This window comes from Achromobacter sp. RW408, assembly GCF_003184165.1.
In the GTDB taxonomy this organism is placed as follows: Bacteria; Pseudomonadota; Gammaproteobacteria; order Burkholderiales; family Burkholderiaceae_B; genus Achromobacter; species Achromobacter xylosoxidans.
This window is the reverse complement of sequence record NZ_QHHO01000040.1, coordinates 462,805-485,428: the sequence shown is the minus strand read 5'-3', so window position 1 is coordinate 485,428 and position 22,624 is coordinate 462,805. Positions and strand designations below refer to the sequence as shown.

The window sequence follows — 22,624 nt, the reverse complement described above, 5'->3', positions numbered from 1 at the left end:
GGTGGCGCAGTTCGGTCATGTTTTGCGTCAGCGTCCCGGGTGGACTGATTGGTCACGGTGCGCGCGACCATGGCCCGGTTCATGCGCTATGGTCATGCCGCGAGTGATGTGGTGTGTCTGGCGCCGAACGAAGGGTCTACCGGTGACGAAGGCGCCTGCGTCTTCCTCACACGGAGATGATCGCATGACAGGAAAGACGTCGATGCGGCCGAGCCGGGCTGGCGTGTTGCCGGCCGGCTATGCCGGTATTCACGGCGATATCGTCGAACTGCTCGATAGCGCCCGCCGGAGCGCGGCGCGGCGGGTCAATGCATTGATGACGGCCAGTTACTGGGCGATCGGCCAACGGATCGTCGACGCCGAGCAGAAAGGCAGGCGACGGGCCGGCTACGGGGAACAGTTGATCCAACGGTTGTCCATTGACCTGACCGCGCGGTTCGGGCGCGGCTTCAGCGCCGACAACCTGGAGAACATGCGGGGGTTCTTCCTTGCCTATCCTCCATCTGCAATTTCCGAGACAGTGTCTCGGAAATTCGACGAAACGGGAATGGCCAGGATTTCCGAGACAGTGTCTCGGAAATTCGATCTATCCGATCTGGCCCAGGCATTCACGCTGCCTTGGTCGGCGTATGTGCGATTGCTGTCGGTCAAGGACAGCCAGGCTCGCCGGTTCTACGAGGCGCATGCGCTGCGTGGCGGCTGGAGCGTGCGCCAGCTCGACCGGCAGATCGAAAGCCAGTTCTACGAGCGCACTGCTTTGTCCAGGAACAAGGCCGCAGTGCTGGCGAAGGCAGCGCTGCCGATGCCTGGGGATACCGTCACCGCGGACGATGCGATCAAGGACCCGTATGTGCTGGAGTTTCTCGATCTCAAGGACGAATACTCGGAATCCGATCTGGAAGCCGCCCTGACGCAGCGTCTGGAAGGCTTCCTGCTGGAGCTCGGGGAAGGCTTCACCTTCGTGGGGCGGCAGCGTCGATTGCGCATCGACCAGACGTGGTATCGCGTGGATCTGCTGCTGTTTCATCGCAGGCTGCGCTGCCTGGTCATCATCGATCTGAAACTCGGCAGCTTGACCCACGCGGATGTGGGTCAGATGCACATGTACTGCAACTATGCGAAAGCGCACTGGGCGCTTGCCGACGAGAATCCACCGGTGGGGCTGATCCTGTGCGCGGACAAGGGCCGTGCGCTGGCGCAGTATGCGTTGGACGGACTGCCAACCCAGGTGATGGCAGCCAACTACCGCACCGTCCTGCCGGACGCGGCGTTGCTGCAGCGGGAACTGGAGGCCACGCGCAGGCAGTTCGAGGCGCGCCAATCGAGCACCGCCCGCAAGGGAAAATCGTAGCCGCCGGTTCAGCGTTCCCCATCCGGCAGGCGGTCGGTGCGCATTGCGTCACCCCTGGCCGCCCTGCGACACCAATCCCCCCTCGAGCGGCACGAACCACGCGCGCAGCCCCAGCTCGCGCACGATCGGCGCCGTGGCCCGCAGCGGCATGTGCGAGAACGCGGTCGACAGGGCATCGGCCATGGCGGCGTTGGGCGCCATGACCGACACGCTCTGGTAGCGCGGCCGCGCGCTGCCGGTGCGGGGATCGAACAAGTGGGTACAGCGGCCCGCCGCGTCGATGGCCGTGCCGTAGCCGCTCGACGTGGCCAGCGCCTGGTTGCGCACGGGCACCGAGGCCAGGATCCGCCGCGGCGCGCGCGGATCGGCCAGGCCGACCCGCCAGTCGCCGGGGGATGCGCGGCTGTCCAGCCCGCGGATCTCGCCCATGTCGACCAGCGCGCGATCCAGCCCGCCCTGCTTGAGCAGGCGCGTGATGCAATCGGTGATGTAGCCCTGGGCGATGCCGTTGAGCGTGATGCCCATTGCGGGCCGCCGCAGCTCGATGCGGCGGCTGTCCAGCGTCACGTCCCGGTACGACACGCGTGCCAGGGCCCGCGCCAGCTCGGCCTCGGACGGGCCCTGCGCGGACGCCCCGGGGCGCGCGAAATGGCTGGCGTACAGCTGCCACAGCGGCTGCACGGTGGGATCGAAGGCGCCATCGGTCAGGCGGCTGTAGCGCAGGCTGTCGCCCAGCAGGCGCAGCAGGTCGGCGGGCGGATCGGCCAGGTAGCCCTGCCGGTTCAGCCGCGCCAGCGCGCTGTCGTCGCGATACAGGCTGAATATGCCTTCCAGGCGATGCAGTTCTGCCAGCGCCTGGTCGATCAGTTGCCGCGCGGCGCGCGGGTCGGGATGGTAGAGCCGCAGCTCGGCATCGGCGCCCAGCGCGACGCCTTGCCAGGTGGTGGGCGCGATCGCGGCGGACGCGCGGCGCAAGGACAGGGGGGCAAGCGCCAGCGCGGATGCGGCGGCGGTGATGCCGATGAAACGGCGGCGGCGTGGATTCATGGCGATGGACATGGCGGATGGGGACGGCGGGGGCGTTCAAGGGCCGCGCTATTGGGCGAAGACATAGGCTTCCGGGACGTCGGCATAGGCCACGACGCGGCCGCCGTGCGCCTGCGCGAAGGCCTCGGCGCGGTCGCGCAGCGAGAACGGCATGGCGTCCTCGGCGCCCATGCCGCCGACGAAACGGCCTTCGATGACGTAGAACGCCTGGCGCGCGTCGATCCAGGCGGCCGGATCCGGCACGCCGTCGGCGCCGGCGGTGGCCATGTCGTTCACGTAGATCGCGGCGATCGCCTTGGGTTCCTCGGGCAGCAGCGTATAGGCGAAGACTTGCTTGATCGACGAGAACCAGACCGGCGCGGGCCGGCCCTTGATGAAGATCTGTCCTTTCGGACCCGTGTGATCGGCCAGCGCCATGCCGCAGTAATGGCCCACCGACTGCGACGAAACCGCTTGCGGCGGGGGCGGCGCGGCGGGCGCGGCGCCGTCGCCGCAGGCGGTCACGGCCAGCAGGGCGGCCAGGCCGAGGGAAAACAGCAGGGCTCTCATAGCGGTCGGTTCCTGAAAGACGCGGCGGCCAGCAGGAAGGGCAGGGCGATCCACAGCAGCAGCGCCGCCACCAGCGCGGGCACGGGCAGGCTGGCCTGGTCGCTCACGCCCGCCATGCCGGCGTACAGCGAAATATTCTCGAAGCCCGTCAGGTTCAACAGGCGATAGACGTCGGAGGGATTGAGCAGCAGCAGCGCGTTGAGCAGGCCGGGGCTGACGTAGCGGCCCTGGTCGGCCGCCAGCAGGCCCAGCAGCGCCATGTCGTAGATCACCACGAAGAACAGCCATACGCCGACGGCGATGCCGGCGGCGGTGGCGCGCTCGCGCACCAGCGTGCTGATCAGGTAGCCCATGGCCAGGAAGCTGGCGCCCAGCAGCACGCTGGCCCCGATCAGCAGCGCGAACGGCTGCCAGGCGGCGGCGTCCAGGCCGCCGTAGGCCCATTGCAGCGCCAGGCCGGCCGAGCCGTAGCCGGCGCCGGTGGCCAGCGCCAGGATCGCCAGGTGGCCGATGAACTTGCCCACCAGCACCTGCCAGCGCGACACGGGGTAGCTCAGCAGCAGGGCCATGGTGCCGCGGTCGACTTCGCCGACCACCGCGTCGTAGGCCAGCAGCATGGCGATGAGCGGCACCAGGAAGATCGACAGGCTCGACAGGCTGACCACGGTGACGGTCAGCGGGTCGGCCTTGACGGTGCCGGTCGGCGAACTGCCCAGCAGGCCCAGCGCCAGCGCCAGCGCGCCCAGCAGCAGCGCGGTGGCGAGCACCCAGCGATTGCGCAGGCCGTCGCGGATTTCCTTGTCGATGATGGTGCAGACGGCGTTCATATGTCTTCCCGTTCAAGCAGGTGGGCGTAGATGTCGTCCAGGCTTGGCGCCTGGATGTCGAGGTCGGCGATGGGCGCGGCGATGGCGCCGATGCCGCGGATGGCCTCGACCTTGTCGCGTTCCTGGCAGGCCAGTTCGTAGCGGCAGGCGTCGAGGCGGCGCCAGGGCCGCGCCAGCAGCGTGCCGGATTGCGGCTCGGCCAGCGTCAGCCGGATGCGGATGGGCAGCCCGGTGTCGCGGCGCAGCGCCGACATGGCGCCGTCGGCGATCTTCCTGCCGGCCTTCATGACCACGATGCGGTCGGCGTGCCCCGCCAGTTCCGACAGGGCATGGGTGCTGAGCAGAATGGTGGCGCCGGCCGCGCGCAGTTCATGCACGATCTCGTAGAACATCAGGCGCGAGGCCGGGTCCAGCCCGGTGGTCGGTTCGTCGAACAGCAGCACGCGCGGCTCGCCCAGCAGCGCCTGCGCCAGCGCCAGGCGCTGCCGCATGCCCTTGGAATACCCGCCCACGCGACGATGGGCGGCGCCGGCGATGCCCACCTTCTCCAGCAGGGCCGGGTTGCCGGACAACGACCGGCGCTTGAGCCGGGCGTAGAAGGCCAGCGTTTCCACGCCGGTCAGCGAGGGATGCAGCGCGACGGTCTCCGGCAGGTAGCCGATGCGGTCGCGCAGGCGCGCGGCGGCGCGGCTGTGGGCGTCCTCGCCGAACAGCGTGACGCGCCCGTGGGTGGGCCGGATCAGCCCCAGCACCAGCTTGATCAGCGTGCTCTTGCCGGCGCCGTTGTGGCCGGCCAGCGCCACGCATTCGCCTTCGCGCAATTGCAGGTCGAGGCCGTCGATGGCGTGCTGCGCGCCATAGTGCTTGCTGACGCCGGCCAGCGTCACCAGGTCGGTCTTCATGGGGTCTCCTTGGCGCGAGCGGCGGCGGGCCGCGGCGGCGGCTGCATCAACGGCGCGCTGTCGATGACGCCGCCGGGCAGGATGGCGGGAAATTGGGATTGGGCCCAGCGCACGATCGAAATCGACGGGCTGTTCAGCAGGATGCGCGCCGCGGGCACGCGCCACAGCAGCTGGTCGACCACATCGTTGGGCCGGTAGGCGGTGTCGGCGATGCCGTCGCCGTCCAGATCGAAGGCGGTGTTGTCGCTCCAGTAATTGCCGCGGCCGTTCACGGCCCAGTCGAGCGTGCGGGTGCCGACGTACTTCACCTGGTTCTTGTTGTGCAGGAAGGCGTTGCCCGAAATCTGGTTGCCATCGGATCCGGCGGTGTAGTGCACGCCGATATCGCAGTTGGCGAAGTGGTTGTCCAGGAACGCATTGTTGTTGGCGTTGTAGATGAACACGCACTTGCCGGCGCCATCGACCGTGTTGCCGGTGATGCGCGACTGGTTGGCGTAGTTCAGCATCAGGCCCTGTTCGCGGCTGTCGCGCGCGACGTTGCCCTGCACCACCAGCCGGTGCGAATACATGATGGCGTAGGCGATGTCGTTGCCGGTCGAGACATTGCCGCTGATCTCGCTGTCATTGGTGTACATGTAGTGGACCGCGTAGCGCAGGTCGTGGAAGTGGTTGCCGCTGAAGGTGTTCCGCCTGCTGGTGTTGACGAAGATGCCGTCGCGGCCCGCGGAGATGTCGTTGTCCAGGATCCGGGTTCCCGGCGTATTCCACAGGGTGAGGCCGTTGCCGCGCTCGGCCACGCGCAGTTCGCGGTTGCCGACGATGCGGTTGGCCCGTACCAGCGCGTCATGCGGCCCCCACACGTGCACGCCCACCAGGTTGTCGAGGATGTCGTTGTGCTCGATGCGGGCGCGGTGCGCGCCGCGGTCCAGGAACACGCCGGCGTCCATGTCCGACAGGCTCAGTCCGGAGCGGGTGATGGTCAGGTTGCGCAGCGTCACGTCCTCGGCCTTGATCCACAGCGTGCGCCCCTGGCGCGTGCCGGCGATGACGGCGGCGCGGTCGGGCGGGCCTTCCAGGGTCAGGGGCTTGTCGATGACGATGCCGCCGGTGTAGCTGCCGGGCGCCAGCGCCAGCACGTCGCCGGGCTGGGCGGCGGCCACCGCCGCCGCCAGGTCCGCGCCGGCGGCGACGGACACGTTGGCCGCGGCGGCGGGCGGCGCCCAGGCGGGCGCGCCTCCCAGCGCGGCCAGCGTGGCCAGCGCGGCGGCGGCCCTCCTGCCGCCCCGGGTCAGGTTAGCGAGGAAGGTCATGGGCGCTACGCGGTCTTCTTCGGCAGCACCACCAGCTGGCCGGACATTTCCATGTGCAGCGCGTGGCAGAACCATTGGCAGTAGTACCAATGCACGCCGGGGCGGTCCGCCGTGAAGGTGACCGACGCGGTGGCCTGCGGCGCGATCTCCATGGCGATGCCATGGCCTTCGAGCGTGAAGCCGTGGGTCAGGTCCTCGATCACTTCCATGTTCGTGACCACCACGGTGACTTCGTCGCCCTGGTTGACCTCGATCCGCTTGAGGCTGAACATCGGCGCCACCGCCATCATGTACACGCGCACCTTGTTGCCGTCGCGCACCACCTTGGCCGCGTCCTCCAGCGTCACGCCGTCCTTTTTGGCCATCTGGCGCGCGTCTTCCCACATGGGGTCGTCGCGCTTCCAGACGCTGACGGGGTGGACCTTGGAGCGGTGCACCAGGCACATGTCGTGCGGCTCGGCGAAGCTGGGGCCGTCGTGCACCAGCTTCATCGTGTCGCCGGAAATGTCGATGAGCTGGTCGTTCTCGGGCTTGAGCGGGCCGACGTTCAGGAAGCGGTCCTTCGAGAACTTGTTCAGCGACACCAGCCACTTTCCGTCGGCCTCGCGCGTCTCGCCCATGGTCGAATGGTTGTGGCCGGGCTGGTAGTGCACGTCCAGCTTCTGGATGATCGGGTCGACCTTCTCGCCCTTGTAGGCGCGCTTGGCCAGGTCGATGTTCCACTTGACCATCTGGCTGTCGATGAACAGCGTGGTGTAGGCGTTGCCGCGGCCGTCGAACGCGGTGTGCAGGGGGCCCAGGCCCAGCTGCGGTTCGGCCACCACGCAATCGCGCGGCTTGATCTTGTCGTCGAACAGATCGTCCAGCGTGCGCACGTCCAGCACCGTCACGGTGGGCGAAAGCTTGCCGTTGAGCACCAGGTGGATGCCGTCGGGCGCGGCGTTGCAGCCGTGCGGCGAGTTCGGCACCGGGATGTAGCGGGTGTACTTGGAGCCGTGGCGGCCGTCGATCACCGGCACGCCGCCCATCATCTTGAAGTCGCCTTTCTTGACGGCTTCCTCGATGCGCTTGATGTTGAACACCACCACCCAGTCCTGCTCGTTGGCGGAGGCTTCCTCCACCGTCACGCCCTTCTCGGAGTTGTAGCAGGTCGAGAAGGAATACTTGCCCTGGTAGTCGGCGTCGCCATTGTCCAGGTTGCCGTCCACCAGCACCTGCCAGGCGACCTTCATGGTGTCGCCGTCCAGCGCGGTGTAGATCGCGAAGAAGTTCTTCTTGGGATCGTCGGTCACCTTGCCGTCGTTGGGCAGCGGGATGATGTGCTCGCCGTTGGCGAACACGTAGCCGGTGCGTGGATAGCGCTGCGGCCGCAGGCCGTGCACGCCCGACACGTTGGGCAGCTCGGTGATCTTGTCGGTCTTCATCACGTCCAGGCGGATGCGGGCGACGCGGTTGTTGGCCTTGTCGTTGATGAAGAGATAGCGGCCGTCGTAGGTGCGATCGGTGAACGACAGGTGCGGGTGGTGGGCGTCGCCGTTCAGGAATACGCCGCCCTTGTCCTTGAGGTATTCGCGGGTCTCGGGCGTCAGGCCTTCGGTGAGGATCTTGCGGCTTTCGTTGGTGCGGCCCCAGCCGGTGGCGCTGCAGTGGTTGAAGACCGGGATGCGCACCAGCTCGCGCATGGACGGCAGGCCCAGCACGCGCACTTCGCCCGACTGGCCGCTGGAGTTGAAGGCATAGTATTCGTCCAGCTCGCCCGGCGCCACGTGGCCGCTCTGGCCGGCGGCGCCGGCCTTGGCGTCCTTGCCGTGGGCGGTGGACAGCTGCGCGCCGCCCACCAGGCCGGCCGCGCCGGTGATGGCGGCGGTTCCCAGGAAGCTGCGGCGGCTCAGGCCGGTTTTGTCGGGGTTCTTGTCGGACATGGTTAACTCCTCGATAGGAACGGCGTCTGGCGCCGCGGTACGGAAATCAGGGTTCGGAAGGGGCGGGCGCGTTCGGCCTGGGCGCGCGGTGCAGCACCACTTCCTGCACCGCCGGCTCGCTGTCGGCGGCGCGGCGCCGCTCGCGCTTGCCGTATTTCTGGATCAGGTGCGGGCACTTCTGCTTGTGGTGGTAGAGCATCTGGCAGTGCAGGCACTGGATGCACTCGTTGGGGTTGATCTCGCCCGTCGGCTCGATCGCCTGCACCGGGCATTCGTGGTTGCAGCGCTGGCAGGGGTTGCCGCAGTCGCGGTAGCGGCGCAGCCAGTTGAAGATGCGCAGCCGCGCCGGGATCGCCAGGGCGGCGCCCAGCGGACAGAGATAGCGGCAGAAGAAGCGCTCGATGAACAGGCCCGCGGCCACCAGCGCCACCGCGAACACCACGAACGGCCAGTCGCGCAGGAAGCGCAGGATGATGGCGGTCTTGAACGGCTCGACCTCGGCCAGCCGCTCGGCCAGCGCCAGGTCGTACAGCGAGAAGCCGAACAGCACCAGGAAGATCACGTACTTCAGCGTCGACAGGCGCTGGTTGACGCCGTGGCGCACCGTGACCTGGCGCAGCCCCAGCCGCCTGGCGACGCGGTTGGCCAGTTCCTGCAGCGCGCCGAACGGACAGAGCCAGCCGCAGAACGCGCCGCGATTCCAGAACACCATGGAGATGGCGGTGGCGCACCACAGGATGAACACCAGCGGGTCCATCAGGAAGTAGTCCCAGCGGAAGTCGGTGCGCAGGGCCGAGAAGAACGTCAGCACGTTGACGATGGACAGCTGGGCCTGCCCGTACCAGCCGATCCAGAACAGCGCGAAGGCCAGGAACGCCAGGCGCAGCCGGTCGTGCAGCAGCGGCCGGCTGGTCAGCTGGTCCTGGAAGAAGAAGATGCCCACCAGCACCAGCAACGCCGTCGTCAGGATCGCCACCTGCACGGCCTTGCCGCGCCAGATCTGCCGCCACAGCGCGGGCGGCGCCTCATCCCGCGGCGCGACGGCGGCCGGCGCGTCCGGGCTTGCCAATGGGCTGGCCGTGGGGCTGGCCGCGGGGCTGGCCGTCGTGGTGGCGCGGGTATAGCGGGCCGGCAGTTCGTAGGGCAGGTCGAAGGTGACGAAGGCCTTGTCCGACACGCTCAGCACGCGCTGCACCATCAATTGCAGCCGCCACGGCTTGACCGGATCGAACGCCGCGTCCTCGGGCACCACGAACAGCGCCACTTCGCGCAGGGCCGGCGCGCCCTGCGCGACGACGTCGGCCAGGCGCTGGTGATTGCGGTCGCGGAAACGGAAGCTGCCTTCGTCCTGGATGATCTCGATGCGGTCGAAGATGCCGCCGCGCACATAGCCCGAGCCCTTGAACGAATAGGCGCCGTTGCCCGCCACCAGGATGGCCTGCTGGCCCGGCTTGAGGCGTTCCTTCAGGCGTTGCCATTCCGCGTCGCCCAGCAGGCTGCGGCCGATGGACGGCACGCTGGCCAAGGCGACATACAGGTCGATGAACAGCGCGTCGTCGGCGGCTTCCTGTCCGCGTTCGGCGGCATCCTGGCGGCCGGACTCGCGGAATACGCGGTTCACGTCCTCGGGCGACAGGCGCAGGTTGCGCACCGCGCCGGCATCGAGCAGCGCCTGCCATGGATCGACCGCGTCGCGCGACTCGTCGATCAGGCGCGCCGGCGCCGCGACCGCCGGCACGGCCGCCTGCGCGCCGGCCGTCGCGGCGCCGTCCACGCCGTAGGCGCGAGTCACCGCGATGGCCGAGCGCGTGATGCTGTCGCCGATCACCATGAGGGTGACGGTGGCGCCGCTGATGATGTCCACCGGCGGCGGCGCGCCGTGGCGCGGCGGGCTGTCGATGAAGTTCAGGCCGACGTAGCCCTGGATGAAGTGGTCGACCTTCGATTGCGGAATGCCGATCAGCACGATGGGCTCGTGGTGCTCGACCAGCCTGGCGCCGACGATGCGGCCGTTGTCCGCCAGCCCCACCAGCACGTCGATGGGCTTGCTGGAATAGCCGCGGGTGTTGACCACGTCGGAGGTCAGGTAGACGCGTCCCAGCGCGCGCTCGCCGGCATAGGCGCGCGCCGTCATCGGCTTGCCTTCGGGCGGGCCAAGGCGATCGGCGCCGGGGAATATCTCGGCGATGGCAACGGTCTTCAGGAAGTCGGGCAGCCGCTGCGCCTGGGCGGCGTTCGCGGCCAACGCACAGCACAGCAGAACGATTGAAATGAAGATCCCGATGAGCGGCGGATACCCGTGGCGTGCTTCGCGATGCTTGCCGTGATTTGTTTCGCGATGCGCCCCGCAATGTGCCCCGCAATTCGCCCCGCAATGTGCCCCGTAATGTGCCCCGTAATGTGCCGCCAGACTGCCGCGCATGCTTCGACTCTTTGTTGATGTAGGTTTGCAGCCATCCTACGAATCGGTGCCACGGCGCAGGTTGCGGTTTGTCAAGTTGCCACCGGTAATCAGTAATACCCCTATTGACCATAGGGATGTGCGCAGGTAAGCGCCGGCCGCTTGATGCGCGTCAAGCGGCCGGCGGCGGCGGCCCCCTAGACTGGTGCGCGGTGGCGTTGCGGGCGCAGTCCGGCAACGCACAGAGACACCATTCAGTCATCGGAGAAGATTCATGCTTGCCAAAACCACCCTGGCCATCCTGTTGTCGGCCGCCAGCCTGCCCGCGCTTGCCGCGCAATGCGAAGCCACCGTCGAAAGCAACGACGCCATGCAGTACAACGTCAAGGAAATCGTCGTCGACAAGAGCTGCAAGCAGTTCACCGTGCACCTGAAGCACGTCGGCAAAATGGCCAAGGTCGCCATGGGCCACAACCTGGTGCTGACCAAGGACGCCGACAAGCAGGCCGTGGCCACCGACGGCATGGGCGCCGGCCTGGCGCAGGACTACGTCAAGGCGGGCGATACCCGCGTCATCGCCCACACCAAGGTCATCGGCGGCGGCGAATCCGACTCCGTCACCTTCGACGTGTCCAAGATCGCCGCGGGCGAGAACTACGCCTATTTCTGCTCCTTCCCCGGCCACTGGGCCATGATGAAGGGCACGCTCAAGCTGGGCAGCTGAGCCTGTCCCGGGCGCGAACGCAAAAAAGCCGGCGGCCATCGCCGGCTTTTTTTTGCGTTCGCCGGCGGTTTTCCCGCCTGCCGCAATGACGCCGGGCCGCCGGCCGTAGGCCATCCGCACGACCCGTGTCACCGGCGTGTCACGCGTTTTCCGGGTACGATTACCGGTCGTGTAACTTCTGGAGCTCCTGATGGAGTGGCTGCTGGACCCCGCTGCGTGGGTCGGCTTGCTTACCCTGGTCGTCCTTGAGATCGTCCTGGGAATCGATAACCTGATTTTCATCGCCATCCTGGCGGACAAGCTGCCCCCGTCGCAACGCGACCGCGCGCGCATCCTTGGCCTGAGCCTGGCGCTCGTCATGCGGCTCGGCCTGTTGTCGGTCATGTCGTGGCTGGTCACCCTGACCACCCCCCTGTTTTCGGTCGGGCCCCTGTCGCCATCGGGACGCGACCTGATTCTCATGGCCGGCGGTTTCTTCCTGCTGTTCAAGGGCACCATGGAGCTGCACGAGCGGCTGGAAGGCGGCCAGCACGGCGGCTCTTCCGGGCCGCGCGTGTACGCCAGCTTCTGGGTCATCGTGACGCAGATCGTGGTGCTGGACGCGGTGTTCTCGCTGGACTCGGTCATCACCGCGGTCGGCATGGTGGACCACCTGGCCATCATGATGATCGCCGTGGTCATCGCCATCGGCATCATGCTGCTGGCCTCCAAGCCGCTGACGCGCTTCGTCAACGCCCACCCGACGGTGGTGGTGCTGTGCCTGGGCTTCCTGCTGATGATCGGCTTCTCGCTGCTGGCGGAGGCCTTCGGCTTCAAGGTGCCCAAGGGCTACCTGTACGCCGCCATCGGCTTCTCGGTCGCGATCGAGGCCCTGAACCAGGTGGCGCGCCGCAACCTGCTCAAGCTGGACGCGCGCCGCCCCATGCGCGAACGCACGGCTTCGGCGGTGCTGCGCATGCTGGGCAAGCGTCCGCCGGCCGACGAGCCCGACCTGCCCAGCGCCGACGGCCCCGCCATCCCGGCCTTCGGCGTCGAAGAGCGCAACATGGTCAGCGGCGTGCTGACGCTGGCCGAACGCTCGATCCGCTCGATCATGACCCCGCGCACCGACGTGTCGTGGATCAACATCGACGACGACCCCGACACCATCCGGCGCCAGATCACCGAGGCGCCGCACAGTTTCTTCCCGGTCTGCCGTGGCTCGCTCGACGAGGTGCTGGGCATCGCCCGCGCCAAGGACCTGGTGGCCGACCTGATCACCGAGGGCCGGGTGCGCCGCAACCGCCTGCGCGACCCGATCATCGTGCACGAGGCCATCGGCATCCTGCGCCTGATGGACACCCTCAAGCGCTCGCGCGGCCAGCTGGTGCTGGTGGCTGACGAGTTCGGCGCCATCGAGGGCCTGGTCACACCGATCGACGTGTTCGAGGCCATCGCCGGCGAATTCCCCGACGAGGACGAACTGCCCGATATCGTCGCCGACGGCCCCAACACCTGGAAGATCGACGGCGCGGCCGACCTGCACCACGTCGAGCAGGTGCTGGAAACCGAAGGCCTGGTCGACGAGGCGCAGGACTTCTCCACCCTGGCCGGCTACCTGCTGTCGCGCTTCGGCCACCTGCCCAAGCCGGGCGACGTCTGCGAGTACGAATTCCACCACGACCATTTCCGCTTCGAGGTGCTGGAAATGGACGGCCGCCGCATTGCCCTGGTGCGCGTCGAGAAGCGCGCGCCGGAGCCGCTGGACGAAGACGCCTCGCTGACCAATGACTAAGGCCGCCACCCCCTCAAAGGAACCCTTGCCATCGTGACCGACAACGCCCTCTATCTCATCAAGGCCTTCATCCTCGGCATCGTCGAGGGGCTGACCGAATTCATCCCGGTTTCCAGCACCGGCCACCTGATCCTGATCGGCGACTGGATCAACTTCGAGTCGAGCCAGGGCAAGGTGTTCGAGGTGGTGATCCAGCTGGGCTCGATCCTGGCGGTGATGTGGATTTTCCGCGCCCGGCTGCTGCAGCTGATCCGCGGCACCCTGACCGGCGTGCCGAGCGAGGTGGCCTTCACCCGCAACCTGCTGATCGCCTTCCTGCCGGCGGCGGTCATCGGCGCCATCTTCATCAAATCCATCAAGCAGGTGTTCTACCATCCCGCCGTGGTGGTGGTGACGCTGGTGCTGGGCGGCCTGATCATGCTGTACGTGGAGCGCCGCACCCGCCATACGCCGGGCGACCAGCCGGGCGCGGCCGACGATACCGCGTCGGACGAGCGCGCCACGGCCATGACGCTGGAGCAGATCAGCTGGAAGCAGGCGCTGGGCGTGGGTGTGGCGCAGTGCCTGGCCATGATCCCGGGCACCTCGCGTTCGGGCGCCACCATCATCGGCGGTATGATCGCCGGCATCCAGCGCAAGACGGCCACCGAGTTCTCGTTCTTCCTGGCCATGCCCACCATGCTGGGCGCGGCGGTGTACGACATGTACAAGAACATGGACCTGTTGACCCAGCACGACCTGTCGGGCATCGCCGTGGGCTTCGTGGCGGCCTTCCTCAGCGCCATGGTGGTGGTGCGCGCCGTGCTGCGTTTCGTGGCCAATCACACCTATCGCGTGTTCGCCTGGTACCGCATCGTCTTCGGCGGCATCGTGGCCGCCTGGATCTTCACCCGTTGATCCGCCGGCCGCGTTGGCGGCCAGGCAAGAGAAAGGGCCGCGTGATACGCGGCCCTTTCTCTTTGGTCGGCATTTCGAGGGCTGCAAGGCCCGCGCCGCGGCGCGCCAGCCTAGGCGGCGGCTTCCAGATCGTAGAACTGCAGGCCGTCGCGGTCGATGACCAGCCAGCCGCCGCGGGGCGGCGAGACGTGGTCACAGTCCCAATCGGGCAGCACCCAGCGCTCGCGCTTGCTGCCGTCGACCTCCAGCACGTGGCGGGCGGGACGGTGCGTGTGTCCGTGCACCATCAGGGCCACGCCGCTGTCGCGGAAGGCCTGCTCGACGGCGGCGGCGTTGACGTCCATGATTTCCATGGACTTGGACTGGTTGGCCATCTGGCTTTCGCCACGCGCCTGTTGCGCCATCGCCAGGCGCTCGGGGATGGTCTTGGCCAGGAACGCGGCCTGCCATTGCGGGTTGCGCACCATCTGGCGGAACTGCTGGTAGGCCGCGTCGTCGGTACAGAACTCGTCGCCGTGGGTCAGCAGCACATCGCCATAGTCGGTCTGCAGCAGCGCCGGCTCGGGCAGCAGCCGGGCGCCGACGGCGCCGGCCAGTTCTTCGCCGATCAGGAAATCGCGGTTGCCGCGGCCCAGCCACAGCGGGATGCGGCTGGCCGTGGTCCGCAGCGCGGTCAGTGCCGTGGCGAGCCACGGCGGCGCGGCGCGGATCACGTCGTCGCCGATCCAGGCGTCGAAGATGTCGCCCGGCAGCAGCAGGGCGGCGGCTTCTTCCTCGGCCGCCTGCAGGAAGGCCAGGAAGGCCTCCGCCGTGGCCGGCGTGGCCGGCCCCAGGTGCAGGTCGGACGCCAGCCAGACCGGGCCGGGCAGGGCGATCTTATTCAAGAACTTCGGCCTTCTCGATGATCACGTCTTCGTTCGGCACGTTCTGGTGGAAGCCCTTGTTGCCGGTCTTCACGCCCTTGATCTTGTCGACCACGTCGGTGCCTTCGGTGACGCTGCCGAACACGGCGTAGCCCCAGCCGTTCGGCGTGGGCGCGGTGAAGTTCAGGAAGTCGTTGTTCGAGACGTTGATGAAGAACTGGGCGGTGGCCGAGTGCGGGTCGCTGGTGCGGGCCATGGCCAGGGTGTACTTGTCGTTCTTCAGGCCGTTGTTGGCTTCGTTCTCGATCGGGGCATGGGTCTGCTTCTGCTTCATGCCGGGCTCGAAACCGCCGCCCTGGATCATGAAGCCGTCGATCACGCGATGGAACACCGTGCCGTTGTAGAAGCCTTCCTTGACGTAGGTCAGGAAGTTCTCGACGGTCTTGGGCGCCTTGGCGGCGTCCAGGGTGATGACCATGTCGCCTTGGTTGGTGTGAAGCTTGACGCGGGGATTGGTGCTCATGGCTTTTGTGCCTTCAGAGGTGGAGTTGGAGGGGGCGGCCGCGGGCGCGGCGCTGACGAGCGCCGGGGCAAACGCCAGCGCGAACGAGCACGCCGTCAGGCGCAGCAGGTGAAGAGGGGAGTAACGGGACGTCATTTGCGTTGCTTATCCTTCAGCATGGTTTCGACTTCGCGGGCCTTGTCCTGCATGCCGGGCACGCCTTCCTTGGCGGCCTGCTTGTAGGTGCGCAGGGCCTGCAGCAGTTGCAGGTCGCCCAGGTTGGCGCGGGCGGCGGCGTAGCCGGGGTCGGCGCGCAGGGCCATCTGCAGGGCGTCCTGCGCCTTTTCAAGTTCGCCCCGGCTGGCATATAGAGCCGCCAGGTTGTTCCAAGGTTCCGGCAGCTCGGGGAAGCGGGTCGTCATCTCGGTGTAGATGTCGATGGCCTCGGCCTTGCGGTCCAGCGCGGCCAGCGCGCGCGCGTGCTGGAACATCAGCTGCACGTCGGTGCCGCGCTGGTCCTTGATCTCGGCCTGGCGCTTTTCGATCATCGCCAGCGCCTCGGCGTTGTCGCCGCGGTTCAGCAGGCGCTCGATATGGGTGGTGATCTGCGAGGCGGACGGCTGCAGGCGGGTGTCCACGCTGGGCTGCATCGCCTTGAGCACGTTGGACAGGCCATCCCAGCCGCCCTCGGGCGGAATCGGGTCCAGGGTGGTGCGGCTGGCATTCGGGTTCTCGCCCGAGCCGCCGGCCATGGACTGGGCATGGGCGCCGGCGAGCGGCGACCCGGCCAGGGCCAGGGCGAGCAGGGTGACGCAAAAACGCGGCTTGATAGTCACGTGGGCATCCGTTAAAAGTCGTGGCCGGCCGGCGCTGACGCGCGCGGCCGGGCCGCTTGCTATACTTGACGACCGCCATTTTAGCCTTGGTTGAGTTTTTGGCTCGACAATAGGTGAAGCCAGTGGGTAAAACCAGCGGGTGCCCGTGGGTGGATGCCCCGTTTGGCAAACCCGCCGGGGAGGGGTTCCTGGATCCACGCGAACTGGATGAAGCGAACCCGGGCATAGCCCGAACCCCCCGGCCGGACGGCAAGCCTCGAAGGTATCGTCCTTCGGGCGCAACGTTTTCCGCGGCCGCCACGGAAAGAACAGGACCATCACAAGCGCCATGCTGCAAATCTACAACACGTTATCGCGTACCAAAGAACCGTTCAAACCGGCCCAGGCCGGCCAGGTGCGCATGTACGTGTGTGGCATGACCGTGTACGACTTCTGCCACCTGGGCCACGCCCGCATGCTGGTGTCGTTCGACGTGGTGCAGCGCTGGCTGCGCGCCAGCGGCCTGGCGGTCGATTACGTGCGCAACATCACCGACATCGACGACAAGATCATCCGCCGCGCGGTCGAGACCGGCCGCCGCATCGGCGAGGTCACCGAGTTCTACATTGCCGCCATGCACGCCGACGAGCGCGCGCTGGGCGTGGCCTCGCCCGACCGCGAGCCGCGCGCCACCCAGTACGTGGGCGAGATGCTGGACATCATCGGCAAGCTCGAACAGAAGGGCCTGGCCTACCAGGCCGACGATGGCGACGTGAACTACGCCGTGCGCGGCTTCGAGGGCTACGGCAAGCTGTCCGGCAAGACCCTCGACGACCTGCGCGCCGGCGAGCGCGTGGCGGTGGGCTCGGCCAAGCGCGACCCGCTCGACTTCGTGCTGTGGAAGTCGGCCAAGGAAGAAGAACCCGCCGACACCAAGTGGGAATCGCCCTATGGCCTGGGACGCCCGGGCTGGCACATCGAGTGCTCGGCCATGAGCAAGTCGCTGCTCGGCCTGCCGCTGGACATCCACGGCGGCGGCCCCGACCTGAAATTCCCGCACCACGAGAACGAGATCGCCCAGACCGAAGGCGCCTTCGGCGGCACGCTGGCCAACATCTGGATGCACTGCGGCCCGCTGATGGTCGATTCGGACAAGATGTCCAAGTCGCTCGGCAACTTCCGCACCATCCGCCAGACCATCGCCCAGGGCGAGCCGGCCGCCGACACGGCCGACTACCGCGTCAATGTGCGCGAGGCCGAGATGGTGCGCTTCTTCATTGTGCGCAACCACTACCGCAGCCCGCAGAACTACACGATGGATAATCTGATCGATGCGCAAAACGCGCTCGATCGCTTGTACCGCACGTTGCAAAATGTGCCCGCTGACAATCAGGGGATTGATTGGAATGAGCCGCAGGCGCAGGCCTTCAAGGCTGCGATGGACGACGATTTCAACAGTTCGGGCGCTGTGGCAGCGCTGTTTGAGTTAGCTTCCGTTGCCAATCGCACCGGCAGCAACCGCAGCTCGGGACAAATGAAGGCCTTAGGATCCCTGCTGGGTCTGTTGCAGCAAGATGCAGAGGTGTACTGGGATACTCCTACGCGCTATGTTTCCCGCGCATCCAATTTCGTCGTAGAGGTATTGGCTGATGCGACGCCAGACGACATTGCGCCGCTCCCCATGCCTGCCAACTTGGAGCCGATGCCTAAGGCAGAGATCGAGGCGCGTATCGCAGCCCGCGCGGCCGCCAAGGCGGCGCGCGACTTCGCCCAGGCCGACCGCATCCGCGCCGAGTTGCGCGAGGCCGGCATCGAGCTCGACGACAAACCGGGCGGCCTGACGCAATGGCGTCGGGCGTGAACCCCCTGGATACGCCCGCCATGTCCCCCGTAGATACCGAGATTCCCAAGCCGGATTATTGGGAAGCCGCCGTCGCCCACCTGATGCGGCGCGACCGCATCCTGAAAAAGATCATTCCCCAGCACCCCGAGGTCTGGCTGACGTCGCGCGGCACGCCGTTCGTGACACTGGCCCGCGCCATCATCGGCCAGCAGGTCTCGGCCAAGGCGGCCGACGCCGTCTGGGACAAGTTCCTGGAAGCCGCCGGCAAGCGTCCCACGCCGGTGGCGGTGCTGCGCGTCGGACTGGAAGGCCTGCGCGCGGCCGGCCTGTCGCAGCGCAAGGCCGAGTACGTGCTGGATCTGGCGGTGCATTTCGGCGAACGCCGGGTGCACCCCGAGAAATGGGCGGCCATGGACGACGAGGCCGTCATTTCGGAATTGACCGCCATCCGCGGCATCGGACGCTGGACGGCGGAGATGTTTTTGATTTTCAATCTGCAGCGGCCCGATGTTCTGCCGCTGGATGATCCTGGGTTGCTCAAGGCAATCTCGCTACACTATTTCAGCGGCGAGCCTGTCTCGCGCTTCGAGGCTCGCGAAGTCTCGTTGGCGTGGCAACCCTGGCGTACCGTGGCAACCTGGTATCTGTGGCGCAGTCTGGAACCGACGCCGGTCCAATACTGACGCAATCCAGGTCGCCCATCTACGGAACCACACTACATGCGCAATACATTTCTGGAATTTGAACAGCCGCTCGCCGAGCTTGAGAACAAGATCGAGCAGCTGCGCTATGTGCAGGCCGATTCGGCGGTGGACATCTCCGACGAGATCGGACGTCTGCAGCAGAAGAGCCAGTCGCTGGCCAAGGAGATCTACGCCAAGCTCACGCCCTGGCAGACGGCGCTGGTCGCCCGCCACCCCCAGCGCCCCTACACGCTGGACTACGTGCGCGAGATCTTCACCGACTTCCACGAACTGCACGGCGACCGCATGTACGCCGACGACCAGTCCATCGTGGGCGGCCTGGCGCGCTTCAACGGCACGCCCTGCATGGTGATCGGCCACCAGAAGGGCCGCGACACCAAGGAACGCGCCGCGCGCAACTTCGGCATGCCGCGTCCGGAAGGCTACCGCAAGGCCCTGCGCCTGATGCGCCTGGCCGAGAAGTTCGGCATCCCCGTGTTCACCTTCGTCGACACCCCGGGCGCCTATCCCGGCATCGGCGCCGAGGAACGCGGCCAGTCCGAAGCCATCGGCCACAACCTGTACGCCATGGCCGAACTGAAGGTGCCGGTGATCGTCACCATCATCGGCGAAGGCGGCTCGGGCGGCGCGCTGGCGATCGCCGTGGGCAACGCCGTGCTGATGCTGCAGTACGCGACCTACGCGGTGATCTCGCCCGAAGGCTGCGCCTCGATCCTGTGGCGCAGCGCTGACAAGGCGCCCGAGGCCGCCGAGGCGCTGGCCATCATCGCCCCGCGCCTGAAGGACCTGGGCCTGGTCGACCGCGTCATCAACGAACCCGTGGGCGGCGCGCACCGCGATCCGCGCGTCATGGCGCGCCTGCTGCGCCGCGCGCTCGGCGACGCCCTGCGCCAGCTGCAGGGCATGACGCCCGAGCAGCTCGTGGAACAGCGCGTGCAACGCCTGCTGTCCTACGGCGCCTTCCAGGAAGTGCGCGCCTGAGCGAAGCGCGCGCGCCGGCCTTGGCCGGCGCCGCGGCCGCTTCCGGCCCGCGCCCGCCGCCATGACTTCCCCGTTCCCCGCGTCCGCCTCGACCGTCGCGGGGAACGCCTTTCCCCATCCCGTCTCGCCTGACCTGGCCGCGGCCCTGCGCCGCGCCCTGCATGCCCTGCCGCGACCGCCCGGGCGTTTCGCCGTGGCCGTCAGCGGCGGCGCCGACTCGGCCATGCTGGCGCTGCACGCGGCTGCGGTGGCACGGGAGCAGGGGGGCGGCGTGGTGCTGTTGCATGTGCATCACGGCCTGCAGGCGGCCGCCGACGGCTGGCGCGACCGGGTCGAGGACCTGGCGGGCCTGCTGGGGGCGCCGCTGCGGCAGGCCCGCGTCGAGGTCGACGCGGCCGGCGGCAAGGGCATCGAGGCCGCCGCCCGCGACGCCCGCTACGCCGCGCTGGCGCGGCTGGCGCACGAGGAATGCATCGGCCTGGTCCTGCTGGCGCACCATCGCAACGACCAGGCCGAGACCGTGCTGCTGCGCCTGCTGCGCGGCACCGGGCTGGCCGGCATGGCGGCCATGGCGCCGCTCAAATCGCGCGATGGATTGACCTATCTGCGGCCGTGGCTGGATCAGGATCGGGCGACGATCCTGCGGGCCGCGCAGGCATTCGCCGACGCCACCGGCTGGCAGCCGGTGCAGGACCCGACCAATGCCGATCCCCGCTACACCCGCGCCGCGCTGCGCGAACTGCTGGCGCCGGTGCTGGATGCGCGCTGGCCCGGCTGGCGCGCCATCGTCGCCCGCCATGCGCGCCACATGGCCGAAGCCAACGAGATCCTGGACGAGGTGGCGCGCGCCGACTTCGCCGCGCTGGAGCCGGACGCCGATGGCGCCAGCTTTTCGCTGGCGGCGTGGCGGCGGTTGTCGCCGGCGCGCCAGGCGCACGTGCTGCGCCACTGGATGGGGCTGCAGGGCGCCCGCATGCCGACCGAGGCGCGCCTGAACGACCTGCTGCGCCAGCTGCGCGGCCTGCACAGCCTGGGGCACGATCGCCAGTTGCGGGTCGAACAGGCCGGCCACGTGGTGCGCTGCCATCGCGGGCGGGTGTGGATCGAGCCGCGCCCGGATCCGCAAACGCCGGCGTCACGCTAGCGCAAAAGGTGGGGGCGCCCGGCGCCGGCAGGCGCCGCGCGCAGGGAAATCCGCGGCTGGCGCCGTCGAATTCTGGCCAAAACGACAGTTTTCCGGAAAAAACGACCGTTCCATGGAAAGAAAATTCCATGGCCTGCGCAAATTTTTACCGTCGGGATAGAATATGAGGTTTTGCCCGCCCCCACTCTTGCGGCGGGTCCCCAGCCAGAGTACGAGATGTCCCTGATCGTTCATAAATATGGCGGTACTTCGATGGGCTCGGTCGAGCGCATCAGGAACGTGGCGCGACGCGTCGCGAAGTGGCACACTGCCGGCCACCAGGTTGTCGTGGTGCCGTCGGCCATGGCAGGCGAAACCAATCGCCTGCTGGGCCTGGCGCGCGAAATCACGCCCCAGCCCGACGCGCGCGAGCTCGACATGATCGCCGCCACCGGCGAGCAGGCCAGCAGCGGCCTGTTGGCCATCGCGCTGCAGGCCGAAGGCGTCGCCGCCCGCAGCTACGCGGGCTGGCAGGTGCCGGTGCGCACCGATTCGTCGTTCACCAAGGCCCGCATCACCTCGATCGACGACGCCCGCATCCGCGCCGACCTCGACGCCGGCCGCGTGGTCATCGTCACCGGCTTCCAGGGCGTGGACCCGGACGGCCACATCACCACCCTGGGCCGCGGCGGCTCCGACACCTCGGCCGTGGCCGTGGCGGCGGCGCTCAAGGCCGACGAATGCCTGATCTACACCGATGTGGATGGCGTCTACACGACCGATCCGCGGGTGGTGCCCGAAGCGCGCCGCATGGCCGTCGTTTCCTTCGAGGAAATGCTGGAAATGGCCTCGCTGGGCTCCAAGGTCCTGCAGATCCGCTCGGTCGAATTCGCCGGCAAATACCGTGTGCCGACGCGGGTGCTGTCCTCGCTGACCGACCCGCTCATCCCGCTCGACGAAGAAATGTGTTCGGGCACGCTGATTACTTTTGAGGAAGACGAAAAAATGGAAGCCGCCGTTGTCTCCGGCATCGCCTTCAGCCGCGACGAAGCCAAAATCACCCTGCTGGGTGTTCCCGACAAACCCGGCATCGCCTTCTCGATCCTGGGCCCGGTCGCCGCCGCCAACATCGACGTCGACATGATCGTGCAGAACCAGTCCGTGGCCGGCACCACCGATTTCTCGTTCACCGTGAACCGCAACGAGTTCGCGCGCGCCGTCGACCTGCTCAAGCGCGAAGTCATCCCCGCCGTGGGCGCGCGCGAACTGTCGACCGACGAGAAGGTCGCCAAGGTCTCGATCGTCGGCATCGGCATGCGCTCGCACGTGGGCGTCGCCAGCCTGATGTTCCAGACCCTGTCGCAAGAGGGCATCAACATCCAGATGATCAGCACCAGCGAAATCAAGACCTCGGTGATCATCGACGACAAGTACATGGAACTGGGTGTGCGCGCCCTGCACAAGGCCTTCGGCCTGGACCAGGCGCCCGCCACCAAGCTCTGAACGGAACGGACGCGACACGTTTTTTTCCCGCCCGCGGCCCTGTTGCAGGCAACGGTGTAAAAAGTCGTGCTAGAATCTCGTTCTCTTCGGAGATGTGCCCGAGAGGCTGAAGGGGCTCCCCTGCTAAGGGAGTATGTGGCTAAAAACTGCATCGTGGGTTCGAATCCCACCATCTCCGCCAGATTTCCAGCCTGGCCTGCCAGGCTGGTAAGAAACCCGCAGAACGCAAGTTCTGCGGGTTTTTTCTTGGGCATTCCTGTTCTTGGGCAGCTTTGCGGATACCTCCGCACCCCAAGGCGCTGGCACGGCTTTCGGATATGCGGCGTGCGTTCGGCCCGGTCCGAAGATCTACAGACTGTCCGGCTCCGGCGGCGAGGATGCCGCATCGACCTGCTCGATCATCAGCCCGCGCGTGACCACGCCTTCCTGGATCGGCTGGTTGCCGAAGTACGTAAAGGCCAGGTAGATCGTGATGGCGCAACCGACCACCGCCAGGAACGGCCCGGCCATCAGGAACCACGGCCAGGGTTCGCGGTACCAGGGCTTGGCCATCGGTGGCACGGCAACAGGGGCGGTATTCATCGTC

20 protein-coding genes and 1 tRNA gene are annotated in these 22,624 nt (G+C 67.5%); 10 read left to right on the top strand and 11 right to left on the bottom strand.

What is annotated here, in order from left to right; all coding sequences use genetic code 11:
* The first annotated feature begins 184 nt into the window (after positions 1 to 184).
* Positions 185 to 1,351 (top strand): YhcG family protein, encoded by a 1,167-nt coding sequence (locus DK459_RS09790; protein WP_076468966.1) that lies wholly within the window; start codon positions 185 to 187, stop codon positions 1,349 to 1,351.
* 48 nt (positions 1,352 to 1,399) lie between these two features.
* Here the strand turns inward: DK459_RS09790 and DK459_RS09785 are convergent, their stop codons facing one another.
* From DK459_RS09785 to DK459_RS09755, 7 genes are read right to left on the bottom strand one after another with little or no spacing between them, the layout of a single operon-like run.
* Complete coding sequence (locus DK459_RS09785) at positions 1,400 to 2,410, bottom strand: FAD:protein FMN transferase (RefSeq protein WP_110134665.1); 1,011 nt, start codon at positions 2,408 to 2,410, stop codon at positions 1,400 to 1,402.
* 36 nt (positions 2,411 to 2,446) lie between these two features.
* On the bottom strand, positions 2,447 to 2,947 hold the full coding sequence (locus tag DK459_RS09780; protein WP_006386540.1) for a nitrous oxide reductase accessory protein NosL: 501 nt from the start codon (positions 2,945 to 2,947) through the stop codon (positions 2,447 to 2,449).
* Positions 2,944 to 3,774 (bottom strand): ABC transporter permease, encoded by an 831-nt coding sequence (locus tag DK459_RS09775; protein WP_070542087.1) that lies wholly within the window; start codon positions 3,772 to 3,774, stop codon positions 2,944 to 2,946. Before DK459_RS09775 ends, DK459_RS09780 begins: the two co-directional genes overlap by 4 nt.
* A complete protein-coding gene (locus DK459_RS09770; RefSeq protein ID WP_006386542.1) occupies positions 3,771 to 4,676 on the bottom strand; it encodes an ABC transporter ATP-binding protein in 906 nt (301 codons plus the stop codon). Before DK459_RS09770 ends, DK459_RS09775 begins: the two co-directional genes overlap by 4 nt.
* Positions 4,673 to 5,986, bottom strand: coding sequence for a nitrous oxide reductase family maturation protein NosD (locus tag DK459_RS09765; RefSeq protein WP_110134664.1), 1,314 nt, complete (start codon positions 5,984 to 5,986; stop codon positions 4,673 to 4,675). The genes DK459_RS09770 and DK459_RS09765 overlap by 4 nt, the downstream gene beginning before the upstream one ends.
* A gap of 5 nt (positions 5,987 to 5,991) precedes the next feature.
* The gene (nosZ, locus tag DK459_RS09760) at positions 5,992 to 7,908 is read right to left on the bottom strand and encodes a TAT-dependent nitrous-oxide reductase (protein WP_006386544.1); all 1,917 of its coding nucleotides are present in this window, start codon (positions 7,906 to 7,908) and stop codon (positions 5,992 to 5,994) included.
* Between the two features lie 46 nt (positions 7,909 to 7,954).
* The gene (locus DK459_RS09755) at positions 7,955 to 10,153 is read right to left on the bottom strand and encodes a NosR/NirI family protein (protein WP_110134663.1); all 2,199 of its coding nucleotides are present in this window, start codon (positions 10,151 to 10,153) and stop codon (positions 7,955 to 7,957) included.
* A gap of 430 nt (positions 10,154 to 10,583) precedes the next feature.
* Here DK459_RS09755 and azu point away from each other — a divergent pair, with 430 nt between their 5' ends.
* The 3 genes from azu (at position 10,584) to DK459_RS09740 (ending at position 13,704) form a co-directional block, all read left to right on the top strand.
* A complete protein-coding gene (gene azu, locus DK459_RS09750) occupies positions 10,584 to 11,033 on the top strand; it encodes an azurin (protein ID WP_006386547.1) in 450 nt (149 codons plus the stop codon).
* A gap of 190 nt (positions 11,034 to 11,223) precedes the next feature.
* Entirely contained in the window at positions 11,224 to 12,807 is a 1,584-nt protein-coding gene (locus tag DK459_RS09745) for a TerC family protein (RefSeq protein ID WP_006386548.1), read from the top strand.
* Positions 12,808 to 12,840: 33 nt separating this feature from the next.
* Positions 12,841 to 13,704, top strand: a complete 864-nt coding sequence (locus tag DK459_RS09740; RefSeq protein WP_006386549.1) for an undecaprenyl-diphosphate phosphatase — start codon at positions 12,841 to 12,843, stop codon at positions 13,702 to 13,704.
* Positions 13,705 to 13,814: 110 nt separating this feature from the next.
* Here the strand turns inward: DK459_RS09740 and DK459_RS09735 are convergent, their stop codons facing one another.
* The 3 genes from DK459_RS09735 to DK459_RS09725 all read right to left on the bottom strand — a co-directional run bounded on the left by DK459_RS09735 (position 13,815) and on the right by DK459_RS09725 (position 15,905).
* Positions 13,815 to 14,588: a UDP-2,3-diacylglucosamine diphosphatase gene (locus DK459_RS09735; RefSeq protein WP_006386550.1), complete on the bottom strand. Its 774-nt coding sequence runs from the start codon at positions 14,586 to 14,588 to the stop codon at positions 13,815 to 13,817.
* Positions 14,581 to 15,090 (bottom strand): peptidylprolyl isomerase, encoded by a 510-nt coding sequence (locus DK459_RS09730; protein WP_026382011.1) that lies wholly within the window; start codon positions 15,088 to 15,090, stop codon positions 14,581 to 14,583. The genes DK459_RS09735 and DK459_RS09730 overlap by 8 nt, the downstream gene beginning before the upstream one ends.
* Positions 15,091 to 15,221: 131 nt before the next feature.
* Positions 15,222 to 15,905, bottom strand: a complete 684-nt coding sequence (locus DK459_RS09725) for a tetratricopeptide repeat protein (RefSeq protein ID WP_070540764.1) — start codon at positions 15,903 to 15,905, stop codon at positions 15,222 to 15,224.
* A gap of 328 nt (positions 15,906 to 16,233) precedes the next feature.
* Here DK459_RS09725 and cysS point away from each other — a divergent pair, with 328 nt between their 5' ends.
* The 6 genes from cysS to DK459_RS09695 all read left to right on the top strand — a co-directional run bounded on the left by cysS (position 16,234) and on the right by DK459_RS09695 (position 22,219).
* The gene (gene cysS / locus DK459_RS09720) at positions 16,234 to 17,745 is read left to right on the top strand and encodes a cysteine--tRNA ligase (protein WP_054444281.1); all 1,512 of its coding nucleotides are present in this window, start codon (positions 16,234 to 16,236) and stop codon (positions 17,743 to 17,745) included.
* A gap of 20 nt (positions 17,746 to 17,765) precedes the next feature.
* Positions 17,766 to 18,410, top strand: coding sequence for a DNA-3-methyladenine glycosylase (locus DK459_RS09715; RefSeq protein WP_006386554.1), 645 nt, complete (start codon positions 17,766 to 17,768; stop codon positions 18,408 to 18,410).
* A 36-nt stretch (positions 18,411 to 18,446) separates the two neighbouring features.
* Complete coding sequence (locus DK459_RS09710; RefSeq protein WP_024069860.1) at positions 18,447 to 19,412, top strand: acetyl-CoA carboxylase carboxyltransferase subunit alpha; 966 nt, start codon at positions 18,447 to 18,449, stop codon at positions 19,410 to 19,412.
* A 145-nt stretch (positions 19,413 to 19,557) separates the two neighbouring features.
* Positions 19,558 to 20,556 (top strand): tRNA lysidine(34) synthetase TilS, encoded by a 999-nt coding sequence (gene tilS, locus DK459_RS09705; RefSeq protein WP_370445595.1) that lies wholly within the window; start codon positions 19,558 to 19,560, stop codon positions 20,554 to 20,556.
* A gap of 216 nt (positions 20,557 to 20,772) precedes the next feature.
* Positions 20,773 to 22,038 carry an aspartate kinase gene (locus tag DK459_RS09700; protein WP_070540109.1) on the top strand — a complete coding sequence of 422 codons (1,266 nt, stop codon included), beginning with the start codon at positions 20,773 to 20,775 and terminating at the stop codon, positions 22,036 to 22,038.
* 88 nt (positions 22,039 to 22,126) lie between these two features.
* Positions 22,127 to 22,219, top strand: a tRNA-Ser gene (locus DK459_RS09695).
* Positions 22,220 to 22,386: 167 nt separating this feature from the next.
* Here DK459_RS09695 and DK459_RS09690 read toward each other — a convergent pair.
* On the bottom strand, positions 22,387 to 22,624 hold a 238-nt coding region (locus DK459_RS09690; protein ID WP_370445590.1), incomplete at its 5' end, for a hypothetical protein.